The sequence below is a fragment of the Pseudideonella sakaiensis genome, assembly GCF_048320135.1.
Classification (GTDB): Bacteria; Pseudomonadota; Gammaproteobacteria; order Burkholderiales; family Burkholderiaceae_C; genus Ideonella_A; species Ideonella_A sakaiensis_A.
The window spans coordinates 3,531,363-3,556,878 of record NZ_CP182947.1; the positions used below are offsets into that span (position 1 = coordinate 3,531,363).

Genomic DNA, 25,516 nt, shown 5'->3' on the forward strand with positions numbered 1-25,516 from the left:
TTGCTCACGCCGTTGCCGACTGCAGCCGCCGGCGCAACAGCTGCAGCACCTCGGCGGTGGCCGGGCGCACGCCGCGCCAGACCGTGAACGCCTCGGCCGCCTGCTCGACCAGCATGCCCAGCCCGTCACGGCCGACCGCGTCGTGTTCCGCGGCCCATTGCAGGAAACCCTGGGCCGGCGCGCCGTACATCATGTCGAACGCAAGGCCGCGCGGGCGCAACACTGCCGCCGGCAGCGGCACGGCCGCCTGCTGCAGGCTGCTGGTCGTCGCATTGATCACGACATCGAAACCACTGCCGGCGTCGTCGAGACCGGCGGCCTGCAGTTCGACCTCGTGGGCCAGCGCGAGCGGCTGATGCCGCTGCGCCAGCTGCTGCGCATTGGCGGGCGTGCGGTTGACGATGCGCAGCAGGCTCGGTCCGGCCTGCAGCAGTGCGCCGAGCGCGCCGGCGGCGCCGCCGCCGGCGCCGAGCAGCAACACCCGCCGGCCGCGCATTTCGACACCGGCATTCGCTTCGATGTCGCGCACCAGGCCGACCCCGTCGGTATTGTCGGCATACCAGCCATCGGGGTCGAAACGCAGCGTATTGGCCGCCAGCGCCAGCGCCGCCCGGTCGCTGCGCCGCGTTGCCAGATCATTGGCCTGGAACTTGAACGGCACGGTGACGTTGCAGCCGCGCGCCGGCCCGTTCAAGCCATCGGCGCTGGCCGTCGACGCCGCGAAGCCGCGCAGCGTCGCGGCAAAATCGTCGAGCGGACAGAACAGGCGGTCGTAGTGCAGCCGCTGCCCGGTTGCCTGCGCAAAAGTGGCGTGGATGAACGGCGACTGGCTGTGGGCGACAGGATTGCCGGCAACCGCATAGCGGTCGGTGGGGCCCTCGGTGGTGGACATCATGGCTTCGCGCTGAGAGTCGTCTGCAGGGATTCGTCGCGGGTGAATCGGAAACGGGAAGTGATCACCAGTTCATCGGCCTTGCGTCGCATCTCGGCGGTAAATTCGCCGAGAGGGGCTGCCGCATTGACGATCGCCACCGCATAACGGTCGAGGATCGGCGACCCCGACGAGCGAACGACCGCGGTATCGACGACCTGACCACGCGCATTGACGGTGACGTTCATCGTCAGGTCGCCGTACAGCTTTTTGCCGTCGTGGACCGGGAAATTGCGGGTTCCGCGGTCCTCGATCTTGCGCCGCAGGTGATCGTAATACTGGGCGTAGACCGCTTCGCGGGTCGCCGGGCTGACATAGCGCCGGCGCGGGCTGGCATTGTCTTCCTGGATGCGGCGTTCGATTTCGGCCAGCAATTCGAGCAACTGGCGGCGCCTCTCCTGTTCCGCGGCATCCTGCGGCTTGCCCTGGTCGCGTTGCGGATCGGGCAGCGGCATCTGCGCCAGTTCGCGCTTGACCACCGCCAGCAGTTGCTCCTGGGCTTGCTGCAACTGCTCGATCCTGCGTTGCGTATCTTCGTCGGAGTCACCGAACTCGACCAGCGTGGAGGCCGGCAGCGGCGAGCTGCTGCGGCCGCTGGCGGCATTGCCGCCACCATCCAGATTGGCCTGCGCAATCGCCTGGGCGACCGTTGGCGGCAGTGCCGAACGCGAATTGACGAGGATGACCTCGAGCGGCGAATCGTCGAACGCGCGCTGCACCGACACCGGGTCGACAAAACGCACGCCGACCACCGCCGCGTGCATGGCGACCGACACCAGCAGGGCGGCCTGCAGCGTCGTCGGCTTCTTCCAGTTGATCACGATCCTTCCGCCCGACCGCGGCAGCCGTCAACGCGCAGGCGCCGGCGCATCGTCGCTGCGCGTTGCCTGCCCATCGCCATCGTCCTGCACGTCGATCGCCAGCGCCAGCGGTTCGACCGCCGGGCTTGCACCTTCGCCGTCGGCGCCGCCCTCGTCGGCATCGTCGTTCGCCAGCTCTGGCGCGAGCGTGGCTGCCGCATCGTCGATGCGCGAAACGACCTGCGCATGCAGATCGAGCGTCAGCAGATCGTGGCTGGCCACCCGCACCTTGACCAATGCGCCGCGCGGCAGGCTTTCGGCACCGAGCGCACGGAATACCAGCGGCAGCCGCTCGGCGCGAACCAGCCCGTCCTTCATCACCGCGGCGTCGAATTCCTCGATGCCGTTCTGCGCCAGATATTTCAGCGTCCAGTAACGCTCGATCGCGGCCTGGAAGCCGTTGTAGGCCACGTAGGCGGCGTCGAAGGCCGAAATGATCGAGAACAGGCCCGCATCACGCGGCTTGAACGGTGCGGCCAGCGCCGCGGTCATGCCGTGACGCGCGCAGGCGATGATCTGCCACTGGTTGACGAGGTCGACATAGCGGCGCAGCGGCGAGGTGGCCCAGGTGTATTGGCTCACGCCCATGCCGGCATGCGGCGCCGGCTTGATGCCCATGCGCACCTTGATGCCCGGTGCCAGGCTGGCCTGGCTGCGGTAGATGCCGGGCACGCCGCAGTCGGCGAGCCAGCGCCCCCAGGTGCTGTTGGCGAGGATCATCGCCTCGGCGACGATCAGGTCGAGCGGCGAGCCCCGCTGGCGCTGGCTGATCACGACCGTTTCGTCACCGGCCGGCTCGCTGCCCTGCTTGCCTTCGAGGCGGAAGTTGTAGTCGGGCCGGTTGAAGGTTTCCGGTTTGCCGCGGATCACCTCGCGCGCCGCCTTCAGATGGCGGGCCAGCCGGAAGACGAACGCCAGCTCGTCGGCAAACGCATAGTCGGCAGCCGCATCACCGCACAGGCTGGCCTCGGTGATCACCGCATCGAGCTGGTCGTGGCGCAGGTTGGCGGCAATCCGGACCCGTTCGAGACGGGTCTCGCTGGCGCGGATCTCCAGCGTCTGCTCATCGATCGTCACGTACAGCGATACCGCCGGGCATTCGCGGCCGGCGAGCAGCGTATAGGCCTGCACGACATCGTCGGGCAGCATCGTCAGCTTGTGCCCCGGCATATACACCGTCGACAGCCGGTCGCGGGCAATCCGGTCGAGCGGCGAATCGGGCTGGAAGGCAAGGCCGGGCGCGGCGATGTGGATGCCACAGACCACCGTGCCGCTGCCCAGGCCGCGTACCGACAGCGCATCGTCGATCTCGGTGGTCGCCGAATCGTCGATCGAGAAGGCGTCGACCTCGGCCAGCGGCAACTCCTCCCTGATCTCCGGCGGCGTCGCGTCGGGAAAGCCCGTTCCCTGGGGAAAGTTCTCGAACAGGAAACGTTTCCAGTGGAACTGGTAAGGCGAATCGATCGCGCCGGCGGAGGTCAGCAGGTCGAGCGGCGCGCGGTGCGACAGCTTCGATGCAGCGACCACTGCCTTGTATTCGGCGGCGTTCTTGTCCGGTCGGAACAGGATCTTGTAGAGCTGCTCGCGAATCGGGTCAGGGCAGACGCCCGCGGCCAGCTCCGCCGCCCAGGCATCGATTTGTGCGGCAAGCTGCTTCTTGCGCTCGATGCCGAGCAGTGCCGCCTTGACGGTTTCCTCGGGCGCCTTCTTGAACAAACCCTTGCCGAGGCGGCGGAAATAGTGCGGCGCCTCGAACAGCTTGAACAACATCGCCGCCTGGGTGGCGGTATCGGCGTTGTCGCTGAAATAGTCGCGCGCCAGTTCGGAGAAGCTGAAATCCTCGTCCGGCGCAAATTCCCAGGCCAGATCGAGCTCGATTTCTGCCGATTTCTGCTGTGCCTCGGCGACCAGCTCGGCAGGCTGCGGCTGCTCGAACTTGAGCAGCATGTTGGCCGCCTTCACCTTGACCCGCTTGCCGGAGTCGAGTTCGACCTGGGCCGAGGTGTCGGCCTCGGACAATACCCGCCCGGCGAGAAATTTGCCGCCGTCTTCAAACAATGCATACATGACGGGATTGTCGCCGCTCCGCCGGTCTGCATCGACCCGGCCGCGGCGCGCCCGGCGGCGGCTGCGGGCGCGGACGGGCGGCGCGGTGCAGGCGCCCGCGCCGCAGCGCGATCAGAAGTGGATGCCGCGCATCATCTGCTGCATCGCGATCGCCTCCGGCGAAAGCGCCGCCTTCGCGCTCTTGTCGCCCTTCGCGGCCGAGCTGTCCGGGAACATCCGGAAGGTCGTGTTCATCACGATCTGCGCGATCCGCGGCAGCAGCGCATGCAGCAACTCGCCGGAGATGCCGAGCCGCGTCGCGACGCGCACCGGCTTGTAGACGCAGGCCTCGGCAATCATGTCGGCGGCCTCTTCCGGCGCCAGCGTCGGCACGTTCTTGTAGATCGCGGTCGGCGCGATCATCGGCGTGCGCACCAGTGGCATGTTGATCGTCGTGAAGGTGATGCCCTGATCGGCAAATTCGCTCGATGCGCAGCGGGTCCAGGCATCCAGCGCCGCCTTGCTCGCGACATAGGCGGAAAAGCGCGGCGCATTGGTCAATACGCCGATCGAGCTGATATTGACGATGTGGCCGCGCCGTTTCGCGACCATTCCGGGCAGCAGCCCCATCGTCACGCGCAGGCAGCCGAAATAGTTCAGCTGCATCGTCCGCTCGAAATCGTGGAAGCGGTCGTAGCTCGATTCGATCGCGCGCCGGATCGAGCGGCCGGCGTTGTTGATCAGGAAATCGACGCCGCCGTATTTTTCGGCGATCCACGCCATCAGCGCCGCCGATCCGGCCTCTTCGGCGATGTCGCACGAGAAGGTGTCGACGATGGCATCGGCGCCGGCCGCCTGCAGGATCTCGTCCTTCGCCGCCACCAGTTTTGTCTCGTCGCGGGCGCAGATCAGCGTGATCGCGCCGGCTTCGGCAAACTTGATCGCCGCAGCCAGGCCGATGCCCGACGAACCGCCGGTGACCAGCACCACCTTGCCGCCGACGGTGCCGCGCAGCGTGCGGTCGATCGCCAGCGCCGGGTCGAGATGGCGCTCCCAGTAGTCCCAGATCGTCCACGCGTAGTCGCGCAGGTTCGGGCAGCTGATGCCGCTGCCTTTCAGCGCCGCCTCGGCATCGCGGCTGTCGAAGCGGGTCGGGTAATTGATGAAGGTGAAGATGTCCTCGGGCAGGCCGAGGTCCTTCATCACCGCCTGGCGCACCCGGCGCACCGGCGCCAGCGCCATCATGCCTTTCTTGACGCTTTTCGGGATGAAGCCGAGCAGCGCGGCGTTGACGAAGATGTTCATCTTCGGCGCATGTGCCGCCTTGCTGAAGATGTCGAGCACGTCGCCGACCCGGTAGCCCTCGGGGTCGACGAGGTGGAAGCAGTTCTTCTCCAGCGCTGCCTTGCTGTGGCTGATGTGGTCGAGCGCGGCGACCACATAGTCGACCGGCACGATGTTGATGCGCCCGCCTTCGAGGCCGATGCTCGGCATCCACGGCGGCAGGATCTGCCGCATCCGCTGGATCAGCTTGAAGAAATAGTAGGGGCCGTCGATCTTGTCCATCTCGCCGGTCTGCGAGTCGCCAACGACGAGGGCCGGCCGATAAACCGTCCACGGCACCTTCGATTCGACACGAACGATCTTCTCGCTTTCGTGCTTGGTCAGGAAATACGGATGGTCGAGCCCTTCGGCCTCCTCGAACATGTCCTCGCGGAAGACGCCTTCGTACAGGCCGGCGGCGGCGATCGAGCTGACGTGGTGCAGGTGGCCGGCATCGATCGCCTTCGCGAACTCGACGGCATTGCGCGTGCCTTCGACGTTGACCTCGATCTGGCTGGCTTCGTCGGCGCCGAGGTCGTAGATCGCCGCCAGGTGGTACAGGTGGTCGATCTGCCCTTTCAGCGATTTCAGTGCATCGGCCGCAACGCCGAGCTTTTTCGCCTTCAGGTCGCCGTAGACCGGGACCGCGCGCTTGCGCGCCGCGCCACTGAGCTGCCAGTAGTCGAGCAGCTCGTCGAGCTTGCCTTCGCTTTCACGCCGCAGCAGAAAAAACACCGTGCTGCCGCGCCGGTCGAGCAGTTTCCTGACGAGTCGCTTGCCGATAAAACCGGTCGCACCAGTGACGAAATATTGCATGGTCAGTCTCCGTTGTTCGAATGTCCGGGTATCGGTCATCATTCTTGACCAGACCTCGATACAGCTGGCTGCACGTTTCCCCGGGCCCGCGCTGCTGCGCCGTTGCATGTTGCCACCGATAGAGCCGACTCACTAGCCGCGACGGTGACACGACGGCGGCGGACTCCTATAGTCGGCCTTGCTTCGCGCGCAGCGGCGGTCGCGCGCTCGAAGAATTTCTCAACCTCATGCAACGGGCAACACCATGGTCAAGAAACTGAAGCAGATGGCAGACAAGCAAGCCGGCGCAAGCAACACCTTGTTCGACCGTGCGCTGGCCAGTTCGGTGAAGGAGTCGGCGCAGCAGATCTGGCTGGCCGGCATGGGTGCGTTCTCGAAGGCGCAGGAGGAAGGCGGCAAGGTCTTCGACGCGCTGGTCAAGGACGGCGTCAATCTGCAGCGCAAGACGCAGGCCGCAGCGGAGGAGAAGTTCGGCGAGGTGACGAATCGCATGACCAACATGGCGGGCGACGTCGGCGCCAAGGCCGGCCAGCACTGGGACAAGCTCGAGACGATTTTCGAGGAGCGTGTCGCGCGTTCGATGAAGCGGCTCGGTGTGCCGTCGGCGAAGGACATGGCGGCACTGCAGCAACGGATCGATGCGCTGAGTGCCGAGGTCGCCCGCCTCGCCAAGACCGGTGGCGCCACGTCGAAGGCAGGTCGTTCGCCGAAGGCAAGCGTCACGCCGGCGAAGAAGGCGAGCGCTGCTCGCAAGACGCCGGCCAAACGGCGCACGGCGGCAAAGAAATCCGCGGCGGCGAGCGGGGCCTGACCGTTCTCGTTGGCGCCGCCCCGGTGGCGGCGGCGTATCAGCCGATGTTGCCGGGAAAGACCCAGAGCAGCGCTGTCGTCATCGTCAGGTAGCGGGCGAACTTGCCGATCGCCATGTAGCCGAGGCAGCGCCAGAACGGCATGTTCAGCCAGCCGGCGACCGCGCACAGCGGATCGCCGACGATCGGCAGCCACGACAACAGGCAGGTCTTCGGTCCGAAGCGTTGCAGCCAGTCGAGTGCCTTCACATGCGCCGGCCCATGATGGAAATGTTCGTACGCCTTTTCGGCACCGCGGCCCATCCACCAGCTGACCGCCCCGCCCAGCGAATTGCCGAGTGTCGCGACCAGCATCGCAGGCCAGAACAGCGACGGGTTCAGCTTGACCAGGCCGAAGACTGCCGGCTCGGAGCCGAGCGGCAACAAGGTGGCAGAGACGAACGAGACGACGAAGACGGTGCTGAGCCCGTATTTCGGAAGCGCCAGCGCCGCCAGCAAGGCCATCATCTGGGCTTCGAACCAGGCAGTCATGGGCGGCGATTATCGGCTGCGCGCCGAACCGCACGCGGCTGTCCGGATTGGCGGCGGCAGCGCCGGGCTGCCGCTATACTTCTGCCTCCTTTTTGAGCAGCCCGGCGGTTTCCCGGCCGGCCCGTCCCAGCCTCATGGCTTCCTTGCGCATCGGCCCCATCACGCTGGCCAACCGACTGTTCGTGGCCCCGATGGCAGGGGTCACCGATCGCCCGTTCCGCCAGTTGTGCAAACGGCTCGGTGCCGGCCATGCGGTCAGCGAGATGGTGACCTCCCGACGCGATCTCTGGCATACGCTGAAGACCAGCCGGCGCGCCAACCATGACGGCGAGGTGGCGCCGATCGCGGTGCAGATCGCCGGCACCGAGCCGGCGATGATGGCCGAGGCCGCGGTCTACAACATCGACCGCGGTGCGCAGATCATCGACATCAACATGGGTTGCCCGGCGAAAAAGGTCTGCAATGCCTGGGCCGGCTCGGCGCTGATGCAGAACGAGCCGCTGGCGGTGCGCATCATCGATGCCGTCGTCGACGTCTGTGCTGCGCGCGGCGTGCCGGTGACGCTGAAGATGCGCACCGGTTGGCGCCACGACCAGCGCAATGCGCTGCGCCTGTCGCTGGCCGCCGAGGCGGCCGGCATTGCATTGATCGCGATCCACGGCCGGACCCGCGAACAGGGTTATGGCGGCCAGGCCGAACATGCCAGCGTCGCCGCGGTGAAGGCCGCGCTGCGCATACCGGTGGTCGCCAACGGCGACATCGACAGCCCGCAGAAGGCGGCGGCAGTGCTCGAGGCGACCGGCGCCGATGCGGTGATGATCGGACGCGCCGCGCAGGGCCGTCCGTGGATCTTCGGCGAAGTGGCCCACTATCTGGAGACCGGCGAACTGCTGCCGCCGCCGACCGTCGAGCAGGCCAAGCGCTGGCTGCTCGAGCATCTGGCCGACCATTACGGCCTGTATGGCGAATATGCCGGCGTGCGCACCGCGCGCAAACACATTGGCTGGGCGGTGCGTGATCTGCCTGGCGGTATCGATTTCCGTGCCGAGATGAATGCACTCGAAAGCAGCGCAGAACAGATGCGGCTGCTCGAGGCGTGGTGCGACCGGTTGGCGTCGCGCTTCGAACGTTGGCCGGCGCCCGCCGCCAACGATGCCTCCGGCGGCGATTGCCTGCCGCTGCTCGCATGAACGCGCAGCACGTCGGGCGCGGCGCCAGTGTGCCGGCGCATGGGCCATCTGGCCGCGCGGGGGTGCGCCGGTGAGCAGCAAGCATCAGATCGAGGACTGCATCCGCGACAACCTCGAGGCCTATTTCAAGGACCTCGGCGGCGTCGAGCCGGCCGCGATGTACGACATGATCCTCAATGTCGTCGAGAAGCCGCTGCTCGACGTCGTGATGAGCCATGCCGAAGGCAACCAGAGCCGCGCCGCCGAATGGCTGGGCATCAACCGCAATACGCTGCGCCGCAAGCTGCTGGCGCACAAACTGATCACCTGAGGCTTGCGCCCGGCCGCCGTCAGCGCGCACAGAATGTCGCAGGCAGCCGGCCGCACCGTCTCGAACCAAGAGAATTCCCGATGCAAGCCCTGATTTCCGTTTCCGACAAGACCGGTGTTCTCGAACTGGCGCGCGCGCTGCACGGCCTGGGCATCGGACTGTTGTCGACCGGCGGTACCGCACGCCTGCTGGCCGACGACGGTCTGCCGGTTGTCGAGGTCGCCGACCACACCGGTTTTCCGGAAATGCTCGATGGCCGCGTGAAGACGCTGCATCCGCGCATCCACGGCGGCCTGCTGGCCCGGCGCGACCTGCCGGCGCACATGGCCGCGCTGGCCGAACACGACATCCCGACGATCGACATCCTCGTCGTCAACCTCTACCCATTCGAGTCGACGGTTGCCAAACCGGGCTGCACGCTCGACGATGCAATCGAGAACATCGATATCGGCGGGCCGGCGATGGTGCGTTCAGCGGCAAAGAACTGGAAGGATGTGGCGGTGCTGACCGATGCCGCGCAATACGCCGGCGTGCTCGACGAACTGCGGCAGGCCGGATCGATCAGCGATGCGACGAAGTTTGCGCTGTCGATCGCCGCCTTCAACCGGATCGCGAACTACGACGCCGCGATCAGCGACTACCTGTCCGCATTGCAGGCCGACGGCAGCCGCAGCGAGTTTCCGGCCCAGAGCAATGGCCGCTTCGTCAAGCTGCAGGACCTGCGTTATGGCGAAAATCCACACCAGCGGGCGGCTTTCTACCGCGACCTCCATCCGGCGCCAGGCTCGCTGGTGACGGCACGGCAGCTGCAGGGCAAGGAGCTGTCGTACAACAACATCGCCGACGCCGACGCGGCCTGGGAATGCGTGCGCAGTTTCGATCTGCGCACCGACGGCCCGGCCTGCGTGATCGTCAAGCATGCCAATCCCTGCGGTGTTGCCCTCGGCGTCGATGCCGCCGGCGCTTATGCAAAGGCCTTCTCGACCGATCCGACCTCGGCATTCGGCGGCATCATCGCGTTCAACTGTCCGGTGGACGGCGCTGCAGCGCAGGCTGTGGCAAAGCAGTTTGTCGAGGTGCTGATCGCGCCGGCCTTCAGTGACGATGCACTGGCCGTTTTTGCCGGCAAGCCGAATACCCGGGTTCTGCAGATCGCCGTCGATGCGGTCCGTCCGGACGCGCCCAGCGCCTGGGAGCAGGGCCGCAACGCGCACGACGTCAAGCGGATCGGCTCCGGGCTGCTGATCCAGTCGGCCGACAACCACGTGCTGCGCAGCAACGAGCTGAAGGTCGTCACCGAGCGCGCGCCGACGCCGGGCCAGCTTGCCGACCTGATGTTTGCATGGAAGGTCGCCAAATATGTGAAGAGCAATGCAATCGTCTTCTGCGGCGACGGTCGGACGCTCGGCGTCGGCGCCGGCCAGATGAGCCGCATCGATTCGGCGCGAATCGCCGGCATCAAGGCCGACAACGCCGGCCTGACGCTGGCCGGTTCGGTGGTCGCGAGCGACGCCTTCTTCCCGTTCCGCGATGGCCTCGACGTCGTCTGCGATGCCGGTGCGACGGCGGTGATCCAGCCCGGTGGCTCGATGCGCGATGCCGAAGTGATCGCTGCGGCAAACGAACGCGGCATCGTGATGGTCTTCAGCGGCGTGCGGCACTTCCGCCATTGAGCACGCCCATGCGCATCCTCGGCATCGACCCCGGACTGGTGACGACCGGTTTCGGCGTCATCGATGCCGAAGGTGCGCAGCTGCACTATGTCGCGAGCGGCACGATCCGCACCGCTGCGGTCGAGATCGGCCAGTTGCCGGCACGGCTGAAGCTGATCTTCGACGGTGTCTCGGAACTGAAGGCGCGATACCAGCCGAGTTGCGCGGCGGTCGAGATCGTCTTCGTCAATGTCAATCCGCAGTCGACGCTGCTGCTCGGACAGGCGCGCGGCGCGGCGATCACCGCGCTGGTTGCCGGCCAGCTCGAGGTCTCCGAATACACCGCGCTGCAGATGAAAAAGGCGATCGTCGGCCATGGCCACGCCCGCAAGGAGCAGATCCAGGAGATGGTGATGCGCCTGCTGCGCCTGCCGGGCCTGCCGGGCAAGGATGCGGCCGATGCGCTCGGCCTCGCGATCTGCCATGCGCACGCCGGTTCGTCGTTCGCAGCAATCGCCAAGGCGGCGCCGTTGAGCCGGCGCTCGCATGCCCAGTTCAAGGGCGGCCGCACCTATTGAGGCCGTGTCATCGGCCGTTCGCAGTCGCGCGAAACGAGCGGTGCCTACAATTTGCTTATTGCAGCCTGCGGCGCCCGCGGCCGTCGACGCGTTAATTCCACCCATCCAACAGGTGCCCGAACATGACCATTGAACACGCCGGTGATGCCCCCGAGTCGTCGCTGGCCAAAATCTCCCCGCGCGACAAGGCCGAGATCCTCGCCCAGGCCTTGCCGTATATCCGCAAATTCCACGGCAAGACCATCGTCATCAAGTACGGCGGCAATGCGATGACCGACCCGGAACTGCAGCAGGATTTCGCCGAGGACGTGGTGCTGCTGAAGCTGGTCGGCATGAACCCGGTCGTCGTGCACGGCGGCGGCCCGCAGATCGAGGAGGCGCTGGCGAAGATCGGCAAGAAGGGCACCTTCATCCAGGGCATGCGCGTGACCGACGACGAGACGATGGAAGTCGTCGAGTGGGTGCTCGCCGGCCAGGTGCAGCAGGACATCGTCGGATTGATCAATGTCGCCGGTGGCAAGGCGGTCGGCCTGACCGGCCGCGACGGCGGCCTGATCCGCGCCCGCAAGCTGCGCATGCTCGACCTGAAGGACCCGAGCAAGGAGCACGATGTCGGCTCGGTCGGCGAGATCGAGTCGATCGACCCGAGCGTCGTGCGGGCGCTGCAGGACGACCAGTTCATCCCGGTCATCTCGCCGCTCGGCTTCGGTGCCAACAACGAGAACTACAACATCAATGCCGACGTCGTCGCCGGCAAGCTCGCCGAGGTGCTGAAGGCCGAGAAGCTGATGCTGCTGACCAATATCCCAGGCGTGCTGGACAAGAACGGTGCGCTGCTGACCAACCTGACTGCGCGCGAGATCGACGACCTGTTCGCCGACGGGACGATCAGCGGCGGCATGTTGCCGAAGATCGCGTCGGCTCTCGAAGCGGCAAAAAACGGCGTCAACACCGTGCACATCATCGATGGCCGGGTGCCGCATTCGATGCTGCTCGAGGTGCTGACCGACCAGGCCTATGGCACGATGATCCGCTCGCATTGAGAGGTGCAGCCGCGCGGCGCCGCACGCCGACGATGAATCGCGAGCGCATTACCGGTGTGCGGCGGCCGCTGACCTGGTTGTTCGACCTCGACAATACCCTGCACGACGCGTCGCACGCATCGTTTGCCCATACCAGCGATGCGATGGCGGAGTTCATCGCCTTGCAACTCGACATGCCGGCTGCCGACGCGACGGCGCTGCGCCAGCATTACTGGCAGCGCTACGGGGCAACCTTGCTCGGCCTGGTGCGGCATCACGGTGTCAAGGCGGCCGATTTTCTCGAGCAGACCCATCGGCTGCCTGGTCTCGAGCAACGCCTGCGTTGCCATGCGGCCGACCGGGCCGCGCTCGACCGGCTGCCCGGCCAGAAATACATCGTCACCAACGGGCCACGTGCCTATGCCGATCGCGTGCTTCGCACACTCGGCCTGGCCCGCTGTTTCAACGGCGTGATCACGATCGAGGACATGGTGATGTTCGGTCAGCACCGGCCAAAACCGGATCGCCGGATGCTGCGCCGTTTGCTGGCCCGGCTGAAACAACCGGCTGCCCGCTGCGTGCTGGTCGAAGATACGCTGTCGCACCAGAAGGCGGCACGCCGGATCGGCATGCGCACCGTGTGGATGCAGGCCTATCTGGGGCTGCCGAGCAACCCGGGGCGGCAGGTGCTGGCCGGCCGCAAGCCCGCATATGTCTGTGCCAGAATCAAGCGGATTCGACGCCTGCATTCATTTGCCCGATCTGCATGATGAACGCCCATCCCGATGCCGACACCGGATTGCCGGCCGAGGATGGCGCGGCGCTCGCGCCGGCCGCGCAGGGCAGCACCGGCGGCGGGCGCCGGCGGCTGAAACCGGGCGAGCGGCGGCTGCAGATCCTGCAGGCGCTGGCAACGATGCTCGAGCAACCGGGTGCCGAACGCATCACCACCGCTGCGCTGGCAGCCCGGCTCGAACTGAGCGAGGCTGCGCTGTACCGGCACTTTGCGAGCAAGGCGCAGATGTTCGAAGGGCTGATCGATTTCATCGAGCAGAGCGTCTTCACGCTGACCAACCAGATCGGCGAACGCGAAGGCAATGCCCGCTTGCGCGCCTGTCGCATCGTCGCCGTCGTGCTGCAGTTCGGTGAACGCAATCCGGGCATGGTGCGGGTGATGGTCGGCGATGCGCTGGTCTTCGAGCACCAGCGGCTGATCCAGCGGATGGCGATGTTTTTCGATCGCATCGAATCGCAGCTGAAGGCCTGCCTGCGTTCGGCCGATTCGCCGGACGGCTTGCCGGGGTCGGCGCTCGACGCGCAGATCCGGGCCTCGGTGCTGACCTCGTTTGCGCTCGGACGCCTGCAGCGTTTTGCCCGCTCCGGTTTCAAGCGGCTGCCGACCGAACACCTCGAAGCCAGCTTGCAGTTGCTGGCGAGTGCGCGTGCAGACGGCACGCTCTGAGCGGGCCGATGCGGATCGCACCCGTGGCCGGTCCGCTGCACCCGAACTGGTCTGGGGCGGCCATCGTCTGAGCCTGCTGCCCGGCAAGGCCGCCTGGCTGGCCGAGCGGCGGATGCTGCTGGTGGCCGATGTGCACATCGGCAAGGCGATGGCCTTCCGACGCGCCGGCCTGCCGGTACCCCATGGCACCTCTGCCGATACCTTGAGCCGGCTCGGCGATCTGCTGCGGCAACAGCGCGCGACCTCGCTGGTTTTTCTCGGCGACCTGCTGCATTCGGCCGATGCCCATGCGGCGCCGACGCGGGCCACGCTGCAACGCTGGCGCGACGAACATCGCGACATCGAGATGACGCTGGTGCGCGGCAACCACGATGACCGCGCCGGCGATCCGGTTGCCGACTGCAACATCGCCTGTGTCGACGAACCGTGGATCGTCCCGGCCGATGCCGACGCGGCGGGTGTGCAGCAGCTCGCGCTTTGCCACCATCCGCGAGCGCTGCCGGGTTGCCAGGTTCTGGCCGGCCATCTGCATCCGGCGGTGCGCCTGACCGGCGGACGGGCGCACGACCGGCTGCGCCTGCCGTGTTTCCACTTCAGCGGGGATGTCGGCGTGCTGCCGGCATTCGGCAGCTTTACCGGCATGCATGTGATGCGGCGCGACACCGGCGACCGCGTCTTCGCCGTCACCGACGACGCCGTGCTGGCGCTGTAAACCGGTGCCGCGCGCCGGTCGCGATAATCGGGCCGCATGTCGACACTCGAACACCTCATCTTTCGCGCCGAGGCGCTGATCACCCGGCTCGAATCGGTGCTGCCGCAGGCACTGACCGAGCCTGACTGGTCGGCATCGACGGCCTTCCGCTACCGCAAGCGCAACGGCGTCTGCCGCCTCGAGCCGGTGCGCTCGGTCGCGACGATCCGTCTCGACGAGCTCAGCGAAGTCGATGCGCAGAAGGAACGGCTGGTCCGCAACACCGCGCAGTTCGTCGACGGCCATGCGGCCAACAACGTGCTGCTGACCGGCGCCCGCGGCACCGGCAAGAGTTCGCTGATCAAGGCCTGCCTGAACGAATTTGCCGAGCGCGGCTTGCGCCTGATCGAGGTCGACAAGGCCGACCTGGTCGATCTTCCCGATATCGTCGATCTGGTATCGAGCCGGCCGGAACGCTTCATCGTCTTCTGCGACGACCTGAGCTTCGACGAAGGCGAGGCCGGCTACAAGGCGCTGAAATCCATCCTCGACGGATCGGTATCGCAGGCCGGTGACAACGTGCTGGTTTATGCGACCAGCAACCGGCGCCACCTGCTTCCCGAGTACATGAAGGAAAACCTGAGCTACCAGCACACCGAGGACGGCGAAGTCCATCCGGGCGAGGTGATCGAGGAAAAGATCTCGCTGTCCGAGCGTTTCGGCCTGTGGATCAGCTTCTACCCGTTCACCCAGGGCGAATACCTCGCGATCATGGCGCAGTGGCTGCGCGGCTTCGGCGTCTCCGAGGAGGCGATTGCGCAGGCGCGACAGGAAAGCCTGGTCTGGGCGCTCGAGCGCGGCTCCCGCTCCGGCCGGGTTGCATTCCAGTTTGCGAAAGACTATGCCGGCAGGCACCTGACGTGACGACAGCTGAGGCACGAACGCCGGTCGACGTCGCGGTCGGTGTGCTGATCGAGCGGTCGCCGACCGGGCAGGAAGGGCGCTTTCTGCTGACCTCGCGGCCGGCAGGCAAGGTCTACGCGGGGCATTGGGAGTTTCCGGGCGGCAAGCTGGAGGCGGATGAGTCGGTCGAGCAGGCACTGCGCCGCGAACTGCTCGAGGAACTCGGGATCGAGATCGGCCCCGTGCACCCGTGGCGGATCGAGGTCGTCGACTATCCGCATGCGCTGGTGCGGCTGCATTTCTGCAAGGTCTACGACTGGCGCGGCGAGTTCCAGATGCTCGAGCGGCAGGCGATGGCCTGGCAGCAATTGCCGGTGGAGGTGGTGCCGGTGCTGCCGGGCACGATCCCGGTGCTGCAATGGTTCGCCGCCGAACGTGGGTTTGCAGGCCCGACGCATCGGACCTGATTACACTGCCGCCATGGCTTGGCTCGACGAAATCCGCTGGGACGCCGATGGGCTGGTGCCCGTCATCGCACAGGAGCGCGGCAGCGGCGACATCCTGATGTTTGCCTTCATGAACCGCGACGCGCTGCGGGCGACCGTCGAGCGCGGCGAGGCCGTCTACTGGAGCCGTTCGCGGCAGCGGTTGTGGCACAAGGGCGAGGAATCAGGCCATGTGCAGACGGTGCACGAGATCCGCGTCGATTGCGACGAGGATGTGCTGCTGTTGACGGTGACCCAGGCCGGCGCGCCGCCGATTGCCTGCCATACCGGCCGGCACAGCTGCTTTTTCCGCCGGCTCGAGGACGGCGAGTGGAAATCGGTCGATCCGGTCTTGAAAGACCCCGCGACGATCTACAAATGAGCTTATGAACCTCGATTCCCGAATTGCCGCGCAGGACGTCCTCGCGCGGCTCGCCGAAGTGGTCGCACAGCGGCGCACCGGAGACCCGGAGCGCAGCTATGTCGCGCGCCTGTTTCACAAAGGCAACGATGCGATCCTGAAAAAGATCGGCGAAGAGGCGACCGAGACGGTGATGGCCGCGAAGGACGGCGACGCGCAGAAGATCGTCCATGAGATGGCCGATCTGTGGTTCCACTGCCTGCTCGCACTCGAGGCCTATGGATTGAAACCGGCCGATGTGCTGGACGAACTGCAGCGCCGCGAAGGGCTCTCCGGTCTCGAGGAGTTTGCCGCCCGCCAGCGGCAGCAGCGCGAGGAGAGCGGAACATGAACGAGATGGTGCAGTTCGACGACCGCATGCGCTCGTTGAAGGCGGTCGGACATGTCAGCTACCTGCTGCACACGGTGGTGGCGATCGGCGCGGTGCTGCCGGGCATCCAGGCCAGTGTCGCGTTGCTCGTCGTCGCCTTCCTGATCGACCTGGTCAAGAAGGACGATGCGGTGGGCAGCTGGCAGGAGTCGCACTTCCGCTGGCGCATCCGCAGCGTCTTGTGGGCCGGCGGCCTCTACATCGTCACCGCACCGCTGTGGCTGCTGTTCTTCATTCCGGGCTGGATTGCCTGGGGACTGATCTCGATCTGGTTCCTCTACCGCGTGATCCGCGGCTGGATCAATCTCAGCAACAACGCGCCGATGCCTGATTGAACGGGTTTATCGCCAAACCAGACCACGTCATGAGCCACGACCCCGATTGCATCTTCTGCAAGATCGTTGCCGGCAAGATACCGAGCCGCAAGGTCTATGAAGACGACGAACTGCTCGGTTTTCACGATATCGCGCCGTGGGCGCCGGTCCATTTCCTGCTGATCCCGAAGCAGCACATCGCGTCGCTCTACGACACGACGCCGGAGCAGCACGCCGGGTTGCTCGGCAAGATGCTGTCGCTGGCGCCGAAACTGGCGCTGGAACAAGGTGTCGTCAACGGTTTCAGGACCTTCGTCAATACCGGCGAAGACGGGCGGCAGGAAGTGCCGCATCTGCATTTGCATGTGATTGGCGGCCCCAGGCCGTGGGCCAAGGGTTAGCGAGGCCCTGGCGGCCCTGGGAAATCGTCCGTGGTGACATCAGGGTGTCCCTGCGGTCGCCTAGAATCCATGCTGGTAGTGACAGGAGAAAGTCATGGGTACATTCAGTGTCTGGCACTGGTTGATCGTTTTGCTGATCGTGGTGCTGGTTTTCGGCACGAAGAAACTCAAGAACATCGGATCGGACCTCGGCGGAGCCGTCAAGGGCTTCAAGGACGGCGTGCGCGATGGCGGCACGACAGCCAGCGAAACCGATCCCACGGCGCCTAAGGTGACGACGCAAAAGCGTGAAGACGCCAATACGGTTGACGTCGAATCTAAAACCAAGGTGTAAGACGCTGCTGGCTGATTTGCGCTTTTCCCGTTCGGGCCACCCCGGCCCGCAGCTTGCAGAATGATCGATTTCGGTTTTGACAAGATCGCACTGATCGGCGCTGTTGCGCTGGTCGTAATCGGCCCTGAGCGCTTGCCGCGCGTGGCCCGTACCGTCGGCCATCTGATCGGCAAGGCGCAGCGTTATGTCTCTGACGTCAAGGCCGAAGTGAACCGCTCGATCGAACTCGAAGAACTGAAGAAGATGAAGGGCGAGTTCGAGGATGCGGCCCGCAACGTCGAGCGCAGTGTCAACAACGAGATCCATCAGACCAGCGCCGATCTCGACCGCGCCTGGAATGAGCTGAATGTCGACGACAGTGCCGCGTCGGGCTCCCACTCGGATGTCGATCTGCGGCCGATGCCGCAATACCGGCATCCGAAGAAGAACTGGCGACTCAAACGCGGCGCAACGCCGCAGTGGTACAAGCAGCGCAACGGGGTCCGCGTCAAGGCGCAGTCCGGTGCAGCCCGCGTGGCGCGGTTCCGGCCCCCTCAGGTGCGGGGTTGATCGTGCCGCAGCCCTGCCGGACAGCCTGACCAAGCGATGAGCGCCAACGATCCACGCCCTGATGAACTCGAGGGCAGCGAGCAGCCCTTCGTCTCGCATCTGATCGAACTCCGCGATCGGCTGATCCGGGCCTCGATCGCGATCGGCATCTGCTTCGGCGCGCTCGCGTTGTGGCCGGGGCCGAGCGGGCTGTACGACCTGCTGGCCGCGCCGCTGGTTGCGCAGCTGCCGGCCGGTGCGACGCTGATTGCGACCAACGTGATCTCGCCGTTTGTCGTGCCGCTGAAGATCACGCTGATGGCGGCATTCCTGATGGCATTGCCGGTGGTTCTCTACCAGGTCTGGGCGTTTGTCGCGCCCGGCCTTTATACGCACGAAAAGAAGCTCGTCTTCCCGCTGGTGATCTCGAGCACGCTGCTGTTCTTCATCGGCATCGCGTTCTGTTATTTCTTCGTCTTTGGCCAGGTCTTCGCCTTCATCCAGAGTTTTGCGCCGAAAAGCATCACCGCCGCGCCTGACATCGAGGCCTATCTGAGCTTCGTATTGACGATGTTCATTGCCTTCGGCGCTGCCTTCGAAGTGCCGATCGTCGTTGTCGTGCTGGCCCGCGTCGGCATGGTCGATATCCAGAAGCTGCGCGATTTCCGCAGCTATTTCATCGTGCTCGCGTTCATCATCGCGGCGATCATCACGCCGCCCGACGTGATTTCGCAGCTGGCGCTGGCGATCCCGATGATCCTGCTCTACGAGGCCGGCATCTGGGCGGCGCAGTTCTTCATCAAGCACACCGCGAAACCCGACGACGACGAGGAAGCCGCCGCGCGCTGATCGTGGCGCCGGCTGCCGGCGCTCTCCTCGGCAGCAGCCCGGGCCCGCTTCAGCGCCGTGCCAGCGGCGCCCGCGGTCGTTGCGCGACGACGACGGTGACGTCGAGCGACTTGCTGCCGCGCTGCACCGAAATCACGGCCTTCTCCATCGGCTTCAGCGCCGCCACCGACGTCAGCAGCTGAGAGGTATTTTTCACCGGCGTCTTCTCGACATGGGTGACGACGTCACCTGGGCGGATGCCGCCATCGCCGGCCGGACCGTTCTGCAGTACGCCGGTGATCAGCACGCCTTCCTTGATCGGCAGGTTGAAGGTCTCGGCAATCTCCGGCGTCAGGTCGCGTGGCTCGACACCGATCCAGCCGCGTGTGATGACGCCGTCCTTGATCAGCCCCTCCATCACCTGGCGGGCGGTGGTCGCAGGGATCGCGAAGCCGATGCCGAGGCTGCCGCCACTGCGCGAATAGATCGCGGTATTGATGCCCATCAGGTTGCCGGTTGCGTCGACCAGCGCGCCGCCGGAGTTGCCGGGATTGATCGCCGCATCGGTCTGGATGAAATTCTCGAAGGTATTGATGCCGAGCTGGGTGCGACCGAGCGCGCTGACGATGCCGGCGGTGACGGTCTGGCCGACGCCGAACGGGTTGCCGATCGCCAGCACGACGTCACCGACTTCAAGCGAATCGGCGTCGCCGAAGGCGATCACAGGCAGCCGGTCGAGGTCGATCTTCAGCACCGCGACATCGGTCTCGGGGTCGCTGCCGACCAGCTTCGCGGTCGCGCGGCGGCCATCGCTGAGCGCAACCTCGATGTCGTCGGCGGCGTCGATCACGTGGTTGTTGGTCAGCAGATAACCTTCCGGTGACACGATCACGCCCGAACCGAGTCCGATCTGCGCCTGTTGCCGGCCCTGCTCGCCGAAGAAGAAATTGAACCAGGGGTCGTTGCTCTGCATGCCCCGGTTCGCCTTGCTCGCGGTGATGCTGACGACTGCCGGTGTCGCCAGTTTCGCGGCGGCGCTGTAGCTGCCGATCACCGCGGCGCGCTTGCCGTCCACCTTCGGCGCGGTCATCACCGAAACGACTTCCGGCGCGCCGGCACTGCCGTCACGGCCGAGCCAGTCGGGTTTCAAGGTTGCCAGCACGAACAGCACGGCCAGGCTGACGGTTACTGCTTGGGAAAAGATCAGCCAGGTCTTGCGCATGTACAGTTCTTCCAATGGTCCACCGAAGCGAACTCGAAAACTATCTCAACGTCCTGCTGGACGTCGGACGATTCCGTGATTATGGGCCGAACGGTTTGCAGGTTGAGGGCAAACCCGAGGTCTCGACGATCGTCTCCGGCGTGACGGCCAGTCTCGCATTGATCGATGCAGCGATCGACGCCGGTGCGGATGCCCTGTTGGTCCATCATGGGCTTTTCTGGCGCGGCCAGGATGGCCGGGTCGTCGGCTGGATGAAGAAGCGGCTGGCCCGCCTGCTGGCGCATGACATCAACCTGTATGCCTACCACCTGCCGCTCGATGCGCATGCCGAACTCGGCAACAACGCCCAGCTCGGCGAGCGCATCGGCCTGCGCGCCGACGCCCGCTTCGGCGAGCAGGATCTCGGCTTCATCGGCGATGCGGCGGCGCTCGGCGACCCGGCGACGCTGGCCAGCGTGATCGGGACGCGCCTGCAGCGTGCGCCGTTGCTGGTGCCGGGCGACGGCCGGCCATTGCGGCGGATCGGCTGGTGCACCGGTGGCGCACAGTCGTATTTCGAGGCGGCGATCGCCGCCGGTGCCGATGCCTTCGTAACCGGCGAGATTTCCGAGCCGCAGGCCCATCTGGCACGCGAAACCGGCGTCGCTTTCCTGGCCTGCGGGCACCACGCGACCGAATGTTTCGGCGCGCCAGCGGTCGCCGGCCATCTGGCCGAGCGCTTCGGCCTGGCGCACCGTTTCATCGAGCTGCCGAATCCGGCATGAGCGAGCGCTTGCAGGTCACCGCGCCGATCGCCATCACGATGGGCGACGTTGCCGGCATCGGGCCCGAAATCGTTGCGATGCTGTTTCGCAGCGGCACGGTCAGCGGCGGCTTCGTCGTCGGCGACCTTGCGGTGATGCGGCGGGCGGCGCGGCTGACCGGCGGCATGCTGCCGGTCGTCACGATCGAGCACGTAGCCGACCTGGCGGCGGTACCGGAGCGCTGCATTCCGGTGCTGCAATGCCCCGGGTTGCCGGCCGATCTCGAGCAGGTGGCCTTCGGTCGCATCGACCGCCGCGCCGGCCAGGCGGCGGCAGCCTGCATCGAGCGTTCGGTGCAGCTGGCGCGGGCCGGCGAAGTGGCGGCGATCGTCACGGCGCCGATCCACAAGGAGGCGCTGGCGCTGGCCGATGTGCCGTTCCCGGGCCACACCGAGATGCTGCAGGCGCTCGCCGCCTCCGATGGAGAACCCCCGCCGGTGCGGATGATGCTCGCGAACGACGAACTGCGTGTCGTGCTGGTGACGATCCACCTGTCGCTGCGCCGTGCGATCGATGCGCTGAGCACCGAGCTGGTGCTGCAGACGCTGCGCATCACCCATGCCAGCGCGGCCAGCTGGGGCCAGCCTACGCCGCGCATCGCGGTCGCCGGGCTCAATCCCCATGCCGGTGAAGGCGGCCTGTTCGGCGACGAGGAAATCCGCCTGATCGCACCGGCCATCGAAGCGGCGCGGGCCGACGGCATCGATGCGAGCGGCCCGTTCGCCCCCGATACGGTGTTCATGCGTGCGCGACAAACGCCGTCGCACCCGGGAGAGTTCGACGTCGTCGTTGCGATGACACACGATCACGGCCTGATCCCGGTCAAGTATCTCGGCGTCGAACACGGTGTCAATGTCACGCTCGGCTTGCCGTTCGTTCGCACCAGTCCCGATCACGGCACGGCGTTTGATCTTGCTGGCAGCGGCCGCGCCGACCCGGCCAGCATCACGGCGGCGTGGCGGATGGCGCGGCGGCTGATCGGCGGTGATGTTGCAGGAGGTGTCTGACGCGTCGGCTAGAATCACGGGTTGTCCCGGATGAGAAGTCAATTTCGAGGTTCTTCATGAGCGAGCGGCAGGTCGATTCCAGCAAGAGAACGTGGCTGATTGCGTCAGGTTGTGCTGGCGTGGTGGGTGGCGCGGCAGTGGCCGTGCCGTTTGTCAGCAGCTTCCAGCCGTCCGAGCGCGCTCGCGCCGCTGGGGCGCCGGTCGAGGTCGATATCAGTTCGATCAAGCCCGGCGAGATGCTGACCGTCGAGTGGCGCGGCAAGCCGGTCTGGATTCTGCGGCGCACGCCGGAGGAACTGGCGGCGTTGAAGAAGATCGAGGGCCAGCTCGCCGATCCGAATTCGCAGCGCAAGCCCGACGAGCTGACGCCCGAATATGCGCGCAACGAATACCGCTCGATCAAGCCCGAGTTCCTCGTTGCCGTCGGCATCTGCACCCACCTCGGCTGCTCGCCGTCGCCGCGTTTTCAGACCGGGCCGCAACCGTCGCTGCCCGACGACTGGGTTGGCGGATTCCTCTGTGCCTGCCATGGTTCGACCTTCGATCTCGCCGGCCGGGTCTACAAGAACAAGCCTGCACCGGACAATCTCGAGATTCCCCCGCACCAGTACCTCAGCGCGACCACGCTGCTGATCGGCGAGGACAAGAAGGCTTGATGCCTGACGACGCTGCAACGAAGTTGGCAAATTCATCAGATCGCACACCATGGCCGAAATGAAAGTCGCACCCCCCAACGCGCCGTTGGGAGAGAAGTTGTTGACCTGGGTGGACAACCGCTTCCCGGCGTCGAAGTTGTACAAGGAGCACCTGTCCGAGTACTACGCGCCGAAGAACTTCAACTTCTGGTACTTCTTCGGCTCGCTGGCGATGCTGGTGCTGGTGATCCAGATCGTCACCGGCATCTTCCTGGTGATGCATTACAAGCCCGATGCGGCGCTGGCATTCGCATCGGTCGAATACATCATGCGCGACGTGCCCTGGGGCTGGCTGGTGCGCTACATGCACTCGACCGGCGCGTCGGCATTCTTCGTCGTCGTCTACCTGCACATGTTCCGCGGACTGATCTATGGCAGCTACCGCAAGCCGCGCGAGCTGATCTGGATCTTCGGCTGCGCGATCTTCCTGTGCCTGATGGCCGAGGCCTTCATGGGTTATCTGCTGCCCTGGGGCCAGATGAGCTACTGGGGCGCGCAGGTGATCGTCAACCTGTTCTCGGCGATCCCGCTGATCGGCCCTGACCTCGCGCTGCTGATCCGTGGCGACTACGTCGTTGGCGATGCGACGCTGAACCGCTTCTTCTCGTTCCACGTGATCGCGGTGCCGCTGGTGCTGCTCGGCCTGGTTGCCGCGCACATCATCGCGCTGCACGAAGTCGGCTCGAACAACCCGGACGGCGTCGAGATCAAGGCGAAGAAGGATGCACAGGGGCGGCCGCTCGACGGCATCCCGTTCCATCCTTACTACACGGTGCACGACATCCTCGGTGTCAGCGTCTTCCTGATCATCTTCAGCGCGATCATCTTCTTCGCGCCCGAGCTCGGCGGCTATTTCCTCGAATACAACAACTTCATCCCGGCCGACCCGCTGAAGACGCCGCTGCACATCGCACCGGTCTGGTATTTCACGCCGTTCTATTCGATGCTGCGTGCGATCACCAGCGAGATGATGTATGTGCTGATTGCCTGCGTCGTTGCCGGTGCCGCCTTCGGTGTCCTCAAGGGCCGGCTGTCGGCGCTGATGAAGGTCATCGTTGTCGGTGCCGCGGTGATCGGCGTCGCCGCGATGCTCGCGATCGACGCCAAGTTCTGGGGCGTGGTCGTGATGGGCGCTGCGGTCATCATCCTGTTCTTCCTGCCCTGGCTCGATCACAGCCCGGTCAAGTCGATCCGCTACCGTCCGGGCTGGCACAAATATGTCTACGCGCTGTTCGTCGTCGTCTTCCTGATCCTCGGTTATCTGGGGGTGCAGCCGCCGTCGCCGATCGGCGAGCGGGTGTCGCAGATCGGAACGCTGATCTATTTCGGCTTCTTCCTGCTGATGCCGTGGTGGAGCCGCCTCGGGCAGTTCAAGCCCGTTCCCGATCGAGTTACCTTCGCGGCCCATTGAGCCGAGCGCCAGATGCACCGAATCGAAGCGATTTCGCCGATGTCCATCATGAAAAAACTGATCCACGCGCTGTGCTGGCTGGGTTTGTCGTTCGCCCTTGCCGGCCCGGCTGCGGCGGCTGGCGGCGGGATCGCCTGGGACAAATTCCCGGCTGAGAAGGTCACCGACAACGCCGCGCTGCAGAACGGTGCGCGGCTGTTCGTCAATTACTGCCTGAACTGCCACAGCGCGTCGTACATGCGCTACAACCGGCTGCGCGACATTGGCCTGACCGAAGACCAGATCAAGAAGAACCTGATGTTCAGCACCGACAAGGTCGGTGACACGATGATGGTGCCGGTCGATCCGAAACAGGCCAAGGACTGGTTCGGTGGCACGCCGCCCGACCTGACGCTGGTTGCGCGCTCCCGGTCGGCGGCCGGCCAGGGAACCGGTGCGGACTATCTCTACACCTACCTGCGCACCTACTACCGCGACGACACCAAGCCGACCGGCTGGAACAACCTTGCCTATCCGAATGTCGGCATGCCGCACGTATTGTGGGAGCTGCAGGGCCAGCGCACCGCGAAATTCGAAGAGCAGAAGGACGGCCAGCTGCGGTTCGTCGGTTTCGAACAGCTGACACCCGGCCAGTTGACGCCCGGTCAATACGACGAGGCGGTTGCCGACCTGGTTGCCTACATGCAGTGGATGAGCGAGCCGGCGCAGAACCAGCGGGTCCGGCTTGGCGTGTGGGTGCTGATTTTTCTGACGATTTTCACCGTCATCGCCTGGCGGTTGAACGCTGCCTACTGGAAAGACGTGAAATAGGCCGGGCTTCGCCCGATCCGGTGCTGCCGGAAGCGGGTAACAGGCGCAGTGGACGGCCTATCCGGGCATCCACTGCGTTTTGATTTGTTCGTCGTCTTTCCGCGTTTTGAATGCTTGCTTGATATGAGGGAATCTTCGCCATGATGGTGCTTTACTCTGGAACCACCTGCCCGTACTCGCACCGTTGCCGGTTTGTCCTGTTCGAGAAGGGCATGGATTTCGAGATCCGCGACGTCGATCTGTTCGCGAAGCCGGAAGACATTGCGCTGATGAACCCGTACAACGAGGTGCCAATCCTCGTCGAGCGCGATCTGATCCTGTACGAATCGCACATCATCAATGAATATATCGACGAGCGTTTCCCGCATCCGCAGCTGATGCCGGGTGACCCGGTCGCCAGGGCGCGGGTCAGGCTGTTCCTGCTGAATTTCGAGAAGGAACTGTTCGCCCACGTCAACATGCTCGAGTCGCGCGGCATCAAGCCGAACGACAAGCAGCTCGACAAGGCCCGTTCGCAGATCCGCGATCGCCTGACCCAGCTGGCGCCGATCTTCCTGAAGAACAAATACATGCTCGGCGACGATTTCTCGATGCTCGACGTCGCGATCGCCCCGCTGCTGTGGCGCCTCGACTACTACGGCATCGACATGTCGAAGAATGCGGTGCCGCTGCTGCGATATGCCGAGCGCATCTTCTCGCGCCCGGCCTACATCGAGGCGCTGACGCCGTCCGAGAAGGTGATGCGCAAATAAGCGCTGGTGTG

At 65.4% G+C, this 25,516-nt stretch carries 30 protein-coding genes; 24 read left to right on the top strand and 6 right to left on the bottom strand.

Features of this window, described 5'->3' with window-relative positions:
* Window positions 1-4: 4 nt before the first annotated feature.
* From aroE to ACNH6H_RS16170, 4 genes are all read right to left on the bottom strand, one after another.
* Window positions 5-895, bottom strand: coding sequence for a shikimate dehydrogenase (aroE, locus tag ACNH6H_RS16155; protein WP_418319086.1), 891 nt, complete (start codon window positions 893-895; stop codon window positions 5-7).
* Entirely contained in the window at window positions 892-1,695 is an 804-nt protein-coding gene (locus ACNH6H_RS16160) for an energy transducer TonB (RefSeq protein WP_418321357.1), read from the bottom strand. Before ACNH6H_RS16160 ends, aroE begins: the two co-directional genes overlap by 4 nt.
* Before the next feature lie 84 nt (window positions 1,696-1,779).
* Window positions 1,780-3,858, bottom strand: coding sequence for a ribonuclease catalytic domain-containing protein (locus tag ACNH6H_RS16165; RefSeq protein WP_418319087.1), 2,079 nt, complete (start codon window positions 3,856-3,858; stop codon window positions 1,780-1,782).
* A gap of 111 nt (window positions 3,859-3,969) precedes the next feature.
* Complete coding sequence (locus ACNH6H_RS16170; protein ID WP_418319089.1) at window positions 3,970-5,976, bottom strand: SDR family oxidoreductase; 2,007 nt, start codon at window positions 5,974-5,976, stop codon at window positions 3,970-3,972.
* A 244-nt stretch (window positions 5,977-6,220) separates the two neighbouring features.
* Between ACNH6H_RS16170 and ACNH6H_RS16175 the strand changes: the two genes are divergently transcribed.
* Window positions 6,221-6,787, top strand: a complete 567-nt coding sequence (locus ACNH6H_RS16175; RefSeq protein WP_418319091.1) for a phasin family protein — start codon at window positions 6,221-6,223, stop codon at window positions 6,785-6,787.
* A 37-nt stretch (window positions 6,788-6,824) separates the two neighbouring features.
* Here ACNH6H_RS16175 and ACNH6H_RS16180 read toward each other — a convergent pair whose 3' ends face one another.
* On the bottom strand, window positions 6,825-7,316 hold the full coding sequence (locus tag ACNH6H_RS16180; RefSeq protein WP_418319092.1) for a YqaA family protein: 492 nt from the start codon (window positions 7,314-7,316) through the stop codon (window positions 6,825-6,827).
* Between the two features lie 143 nt (window positions 7,317-7,459).
* Between ACNH6H_RS16180 and dusB the strand changes: the two genes are divergently transcribed.
* The 17 genes from dusB to tatC all read left to right on the top strand — a co-directional run bounded on the left by dusB (window position 7,460) and on the right by tatC (window position 18,826).
* On the top strand, window positions 7,460-8,506 hold the full coding sequence (gene dusB, locus ACNH6H_RS16185; protein WP_418321359.1) for a tRNA dihydrouridine synthase DusB: 1,047 nt from the start codon (window positions 7,460-7,462) through the stop codon (window positions 8,504-8,506).
* 70 nt (window positions 8,507-8,576) lie between these two features.
* Entirely contained in the window at window positions 8,577-8,816 is a 240-nt protein-coding gene (locus ACNH6H_RS16190) for a Fis family transcriptional regulator (RefSeq protein WP_418319094.1), read from the top strand.
* Between the two features lie 80 nt (window positions 8,817-8,896).
* On the top strand, window positions 8,897-10,489 hold the full coding sequence (gene purH, locus ACNH6H_RS16195; RefSeq protein ID WP_418319095.1) for a bifunctional phosphoribosylaminoimidazolecarboxamide formyltransferase/IMP cyclohydrolase: 1,593 nt from the start codon (window positions 8,897-8,899) through the stop codon (window positions 10,487-10,489).
* A gap of 8 nt (window positions 10,490-10,497) precedes the next feature.
* Window positions 10,498-11,046 carry a crossover junction endodeoxyribonuclease RuvC gene (gene ruvC / locus ACNH6H_RS16200; protein ID WP_418321360.1) on the top strand — a complete coding sequence of 183 codons (549 nt, stop codon included), beginning with the start codon at window positions 10,498-10,500 and terminating at the stop codon, window positions 11,044-11,046.
* Window positions 11,047-11,168: 122 nt separating this feature from the next.
* Window positions 11,169-12,089 carry an acetylglutamate kinase gene (gene argB / locus ACNH6H_RS16205; protein ID WP_418319097.1) on the top strand — a complete coding sequence of 307 codons (921 nt, stop codon included), beginning with the start codon at window positions 11,169-11,171 and terminating at the stop codon, window positions 12,087-12,089.
* 32 nt (window positions 12,090-12,121) lie between these two features.
* Window positions 12,122-12,838 (top strand): pyrimidine 5'-nucleotidase, encoded by a 717-nt coding sequence (locus ACNH6H_RS16210; RefSeq protein ID WP_418319098.1) that lies wholly within the window; start codon window positions 12,122-12,124, stop codon window positions 12,836-12,838.
* A complete protein-coding gene (gene slmA, locus ACNH6H_RS16215; protein ID WP_418319099.1) occupies window positions 12,838-13,530 on the top strand; it encodes a nucleoid occlusion factor SlmA in 693 nt (230 codons plus the stop codon). Before ACNH6H_RS16210 ends, slmA begins: the two co-directional genes overlap by 1 nt.
* Window positions 13,511-14,242, top strand: coding sequence for a ligase-associated DNA damage response endonuclease PdeM (pdeM, locus tag ACNH6H_RS16220; protein ID WP_418319100.1), 732 nt, complete (start codon window positions 13,511-13,513; stop codon window positions 14,240-14,242). The genes slmA and pdeM overlap by 20 nt, the downstream gene beginning before the upstream one ends.
* Window positions 14,243-14,278: 36 nt before the next feature.
* Complete coding sequence (locus ACNH6H_RS16225) at window positions 14,279-15,145, top strand: ATP-binding protein (protein ID WP_418319101.1); 867 nt, start codon at window positions 14,279-14,281, stop codon at window positions 15,143-15,145.
* The gene (locus tag ACNH6H_RS16230; RefSeq protein WP_418319102.1) at window positions 15,142-15,591 is read left to right on the top strand and encodes a (deoxy)nucleoside triphosphate pyrophosphohydrolase; all 450 of its coding nucleotides are present in this window, start codon (window positions 15,142-15,144) and stop codon (window positions 15,589-15,591) included. The genes ACNH6H_RS16225 and ACNH6H_RS16230 overlap by 4 nt, the downstream gene beginning before the upstream one ends.
* A 13-nt stretch (window positions 15,592-15,604) precedes the next feature.
* The gene (hisI, locus tag ACNH6H_RS16235; protein WP_418319103.1) at window positions 15,605-15,991 is read left to right on the top strand and encodes a phosphoribosyl-AMP cyclohydrolase; all 387 of its coding nucleotides are present in this window, start codon (window positions 15,605-15,607) and stop codon (window positions 15,989-15,991) included.
* Between the two features lie 4 nt (window positions 15,992-15,995).
* Window positions 15,996-16,361, top strand: a complete 366-nt coding sequence (locus ACNH6H_RS16240; protein WP_418319105.1) for a phosphoribosyl-ATP diphosphatase — start codon at window positions 15,996-15,998, stop codon at window positions 16,359-16,361.
* Window positions 16,358-16,735: a DUF4870 family protein gene (locus ACNH6H_RS16245; protein ID WP_418319106.1), complete on the top strand. Its 378-nt coding sequence runs from the start codon at window positions 16,358-16,360 to the stop codon at window positions 16,733-16,735. The genes ACNH6H_RS16240 and ACNH6H_RS16245 overlap by 4 nt, the downstream gene beginning before the upstream one ends.
* Before the next feature lie 29 nt (window positions 16,736-16,764).
* Window positions 16,765-17,115: a histidine triad nucleotide-binding protein gene (locus ACNH6H_RS16250; protein WP_418319108.1), complete on the top strand. Its 351-nt coding sequence runs from the start codon at window positions 16,765-16,767 to the stop codon at window positions 17,113-17,115.
* Between the two features lie 94 nt (window positions 17,116-17,209).
* Window positions 17,210-17,449, top strand: a complete 240-nt coding sequence (tatA, locus tag ACNH6H_RS16255) for a Sec-independent protein translocase subunit TatA (RefSeq protein WP_418319110.1) — start codon at window positions 17,210-17,212, stop codon at window positions 17,447-17,449.
* A gap of 60 nt (window positions 17,450-17,509) precedes the next feature.
* A complete protein-coding gene (gene tatB, locus ACNH6H_RS16260; RefSeq protein WP_418319111.1) occupies window positions 17,510-17,998 on the top strand; it encodes a Sec-independent protein translocase protein TatB in 489 nt (162 codons plus the stop codon).
* Window positions 17,999-18,034: 36 nt separating this feature from the next.
* Entirely contained in the window at window positions 18,035-18,826 is a 792-nt protein-coding gene (tatC, locus tag ACNH6H_RS16265) for a twin-arginine translocase subunit TatC (RefSeq protein ID WP_418319113.1), read from the top strand.
* Window positions 18,827-18,875: 49 nt separating this feature from the next.
* On the opposite strand, the gene ACNH6H_RS16270 is transcribed toward tatC, so the two are convergent.
* Window positions 18,876-20,027: a trypsin-like peptidase domain-containing protein gene (locus tag ACNH6H_RS16270; RefSeq protein WP_418319115.1), complete on the bottom strand. Its 1,152-nt coding sequence runs from the start codon at window positions 20,025-20,027 to the stop codon at window positions 18,876-18,878.
* Window positions 20,028-20,041: 14 nt separating this feature from the next.
* Here ACNH6H_RS16270 and ACNH6H_RS16275 point away from each other — a divergent pair, with 14 nt between their 5' ends.
* The 6 genes from ACNH6H_RS16275 (at window position 20,042) to ACNH6H_RS16300 (ending at window position 25,505) form a co-directional block, all read left to right on the top strand.
* Window positions 20,042-20,791, top strand: coding sequence for a Nif3-like dinuclear metal center hexameric protein (locus tag ACNH6H_RS16275; protein ID WP_418319117.1), 750 nt, complete (start codon window positions 20,042-20,044; stop codon window positions 20,789-20,791).
* Window positions 20,788-21,837 (top strand): 4-hydroxythreonine-4-phosphate dehydrogenase PdxA, encoded by a 1,050-nt coding sequence (pdxA, locus tag ACNH6H_RS16280; protein ID WP_418319119.1) that lies wholly within the window; start codon window positions 20,788-20,790, stop codon window positions 21,835-21,837. Before ACNH6H_RS16275 ends, pdxA begins: the two co-directional genes overlap by 4 nt.
* Before the next feature lie 56 nt (window positions 21,838-21,893).
* Window positions 21,894-22,493, top strand: coding sequence for a ubiquinol-cytochrome c reductase iron-sulfur subunit (gene petA / locus ACNH6H_RS16285; protein ID WP_418319120.1), 600 nt, complete (start codon window positions 21,894-21,896; stop codon window positions 22,491-22,493).
* Between the two features lie 49 nt (window positions 22,494-22,542).
* Window positions 22,543-23,943, top strand: coding sequence for a cytochrome b (locus ACNH6H_RS16290; RefSeq protein ID WP_418319121.1), 1,401 nt, complete (start codon window positions 22,543-22,545; stop codon window positions 23,941-23,943).
* Window positions 23,944-23,991: 48 nt separating this feature from the next.
* The gene (locus ACNH6H_RS16295; protein WP_418319123.1) at window positions 23,992-24,753 is read left to right on the top strand and encodes a cytochrome c1; all 762 of its coding nucleotides are present in this window, start codon (window positions 23,992-23,994) and stop codon (window positions 24,751-24,753) included.
* Window positions 24,754-24,893: 140 nt separating this feature from the next.
* On the top strand, window positions 24,894-25,505 hold the full coding sequence (locus tag ACNH6H_RS16300; RefSeq protein WP_309701224.1) for a glutathione S-transferase N-terminal domain-containing protein: 612 nt from the start codon (window positions 24,894-24,896) through the stop codon (window positions 25,503-25,505).
* Window positions 25,506-25,516 lie beyond the last annotated feature (11 nt).

Excerpts from the sequence above, each read along its gene's own strand:
- aroE (WP_418319086.1), bottom strand. The coding sequence starts at position 895 with ATGATGTCCACCACCGAGGGCCCCACCGACCGCTATGCGGTTGCCGGC.
- ACNH6H_RS16160 (WP_418321357.1), bottom strand. The coding sequence starts at position 1,695 with ATGCACGCGGCGGTGGTCGGCGTGCGTTTTGTCGACCCGGTGTCGGTG.
- ACNH6H_RS16165 (WP_418319087.1), bottom strand. The coding sequence starts at position 3,858 with ATGTATGCATTGTTTGAAGACGGCGGCAAATTTCTCGCCGGGCGGGTA.
- ACNH6H_RS16170 (WP_418319089.1), bottom strand. The coding sequence starts at position 5,976 with ATGCAATATTTCGTCACTGGTGCGACCGGTTTTATCGGCAAGCGACTC.
- ACNH6H_RS16175 (WP_418319091.1), top strand. The coding sequence starts at position 6,221 with ATGGTCAAGAAACTGAAGCAGATGGCAGACAAGCAAGCCGGCGCAAGC.
- ACNH6H_RS16180 (WP_418319092.1), bottom strand. The coding sequence starts at position 7,316 with ATGACTGCCTGGTTCGAAGCCCAGATGATGGCCTTGCTGGCGGCGCTG.
- purH (WP_418319095.1), top strand. The coding sequence starts at position 8,897 with ATGCAAGCCCTGATTTCCGTTTCCGACAAGACCGGTGTTCTCGAACTG.
- ruvC (WP_418321360.1), top strand. The coding sequence starts at position 10,498 with ATGCGCATCCTCGGCATCGACCCCGGACTGGTGACGACCGGTTTCGGC.
- argB (WP_418319097.1), top strand. The coding sequence starts at position 11,169 with ATGACCATTGAACACGCCGGTGATGCCCCCGAGTCGTCGCTGGCCAAA.
- ACNH6H_RS16210 (WP_418319098.1), top strand. The coding sequence starts at position 12,122 with ATGAATCGCGAGCGCATTACCGGTGTGCGGCGGCCGCTGACCTGGTTG.
- slmA (WP_418319099.1), top strand. The coding sequence starts at position 12,838 with ATGAACGCCCATCCCGATGCCGACACCGGATTGCCGGCCGAGGATGGC.
- ACNH6H_RS16225 (WP_418319101.1), top strand. The coding sequence starts at position 14,279 with ATGTCGACACTCGAACACCTCATCTTTCGCGCCGAGGCGCTGATCACC.
- hisI (WP_418319103.1), top strand. The coding sequence starts at position 15,605 with ATGGCTTGGCTCGACGAAATCCGCTGGGACGCCGATGGGCTGGTGCCC.
- ACNH6H_RS16240 (WP_418319105.1), top strand. The coding sequence starts at position 15,996 with ATGAACCTCGATTCCCGAATTGCCGCGCAGGACGTCCTCGCGCGGCTC.
- ACNH6H_RS16245 (WP_418319106.1), top strand. The coding sequence starts at position 16,358 with ATGAACGAGATGGTGCAGTTCGACGACCGCATGCGCTCGTTGAAGGCG.
- ACNH6H_RS16250 (WP_418319108.1), top strand. The coding sequence starts at position 16,765 with ATGAGCCACGACCCCGATTGCATCTTCTGCAAGATCGTTGCCGGCAAG.
- tatA (WP_418319110.1), top strand. The coding sequence starts at position 17,210 with ATGGGTACATTCAGTGTCTGGCACTGGTTGATCGTTTTGCTGATCGTG.
- tatB (WP_418319111.1), top strand. The coding sequence starts at position 17,510 with ATGATCGATTTCGGTTTTGACAAGATCGCACTGATCGGCGCTGTTGCG.
- tatC (WP_418319113.1), top strand. The coding sequence starts at position 18,035 with ATGAGCGCCAACGATCCACGCCCTGATGAACTCGAGGGCAGCGAGCAG.
- ACNH6H_RS16270 (WP_418319115.1), bottom strand. The coding sequence starts at position 20,027 with ATGCGCAAGACCTGGCTGATCTTTTCCCAAGCAGTAACCGTCAGCCTG.
- ACNH6H_RS16275 (WP_418319117.1), top strand. The coding sequence starts at position 20,042 with ATGGTCCACCGAAGCGAACTCGAAAACTATCTCAACGTCCTGCTGGAC.
- pdxA (WP_418319119.1), top strand. The coding sequence starts at position 20,788 with ATGAGCGAGCGCTTGCAGGTCACCGCGCCGATCGCCATCACGATGGGC.
- petA (WP_418319120.1), top strand. The coding sequence starts at position 21,894 with ATGAGCGAGCGGCAGGTCGATTCCAGCAAGAGAACGTGGCTGATTGCG.
- ACNH6H_RS16290 (WP_418319121.1), top strand. The coding sequence starts at position 22,543 with ATGGCCGAAATGAAAGTCGCACCCCCCAACGCGCCGTTGGGAGAGAAG.
- ACNH6H_RS16295 (WP_418319123.1), top strand. The coding sequence starts at position 23,992 with ATGAAAAAACTGATCCACGCGCTGTGCTGGCTGGGTTTGTCGTTCGCC.
- ACNH6H_RS16300 (WP_309701224.1), top strand. The coding sequence starts at position 24,894 with ATGATGGTGCTTTACTCTGGAACCACCTGCCCGTACTCGCACCGTTGC.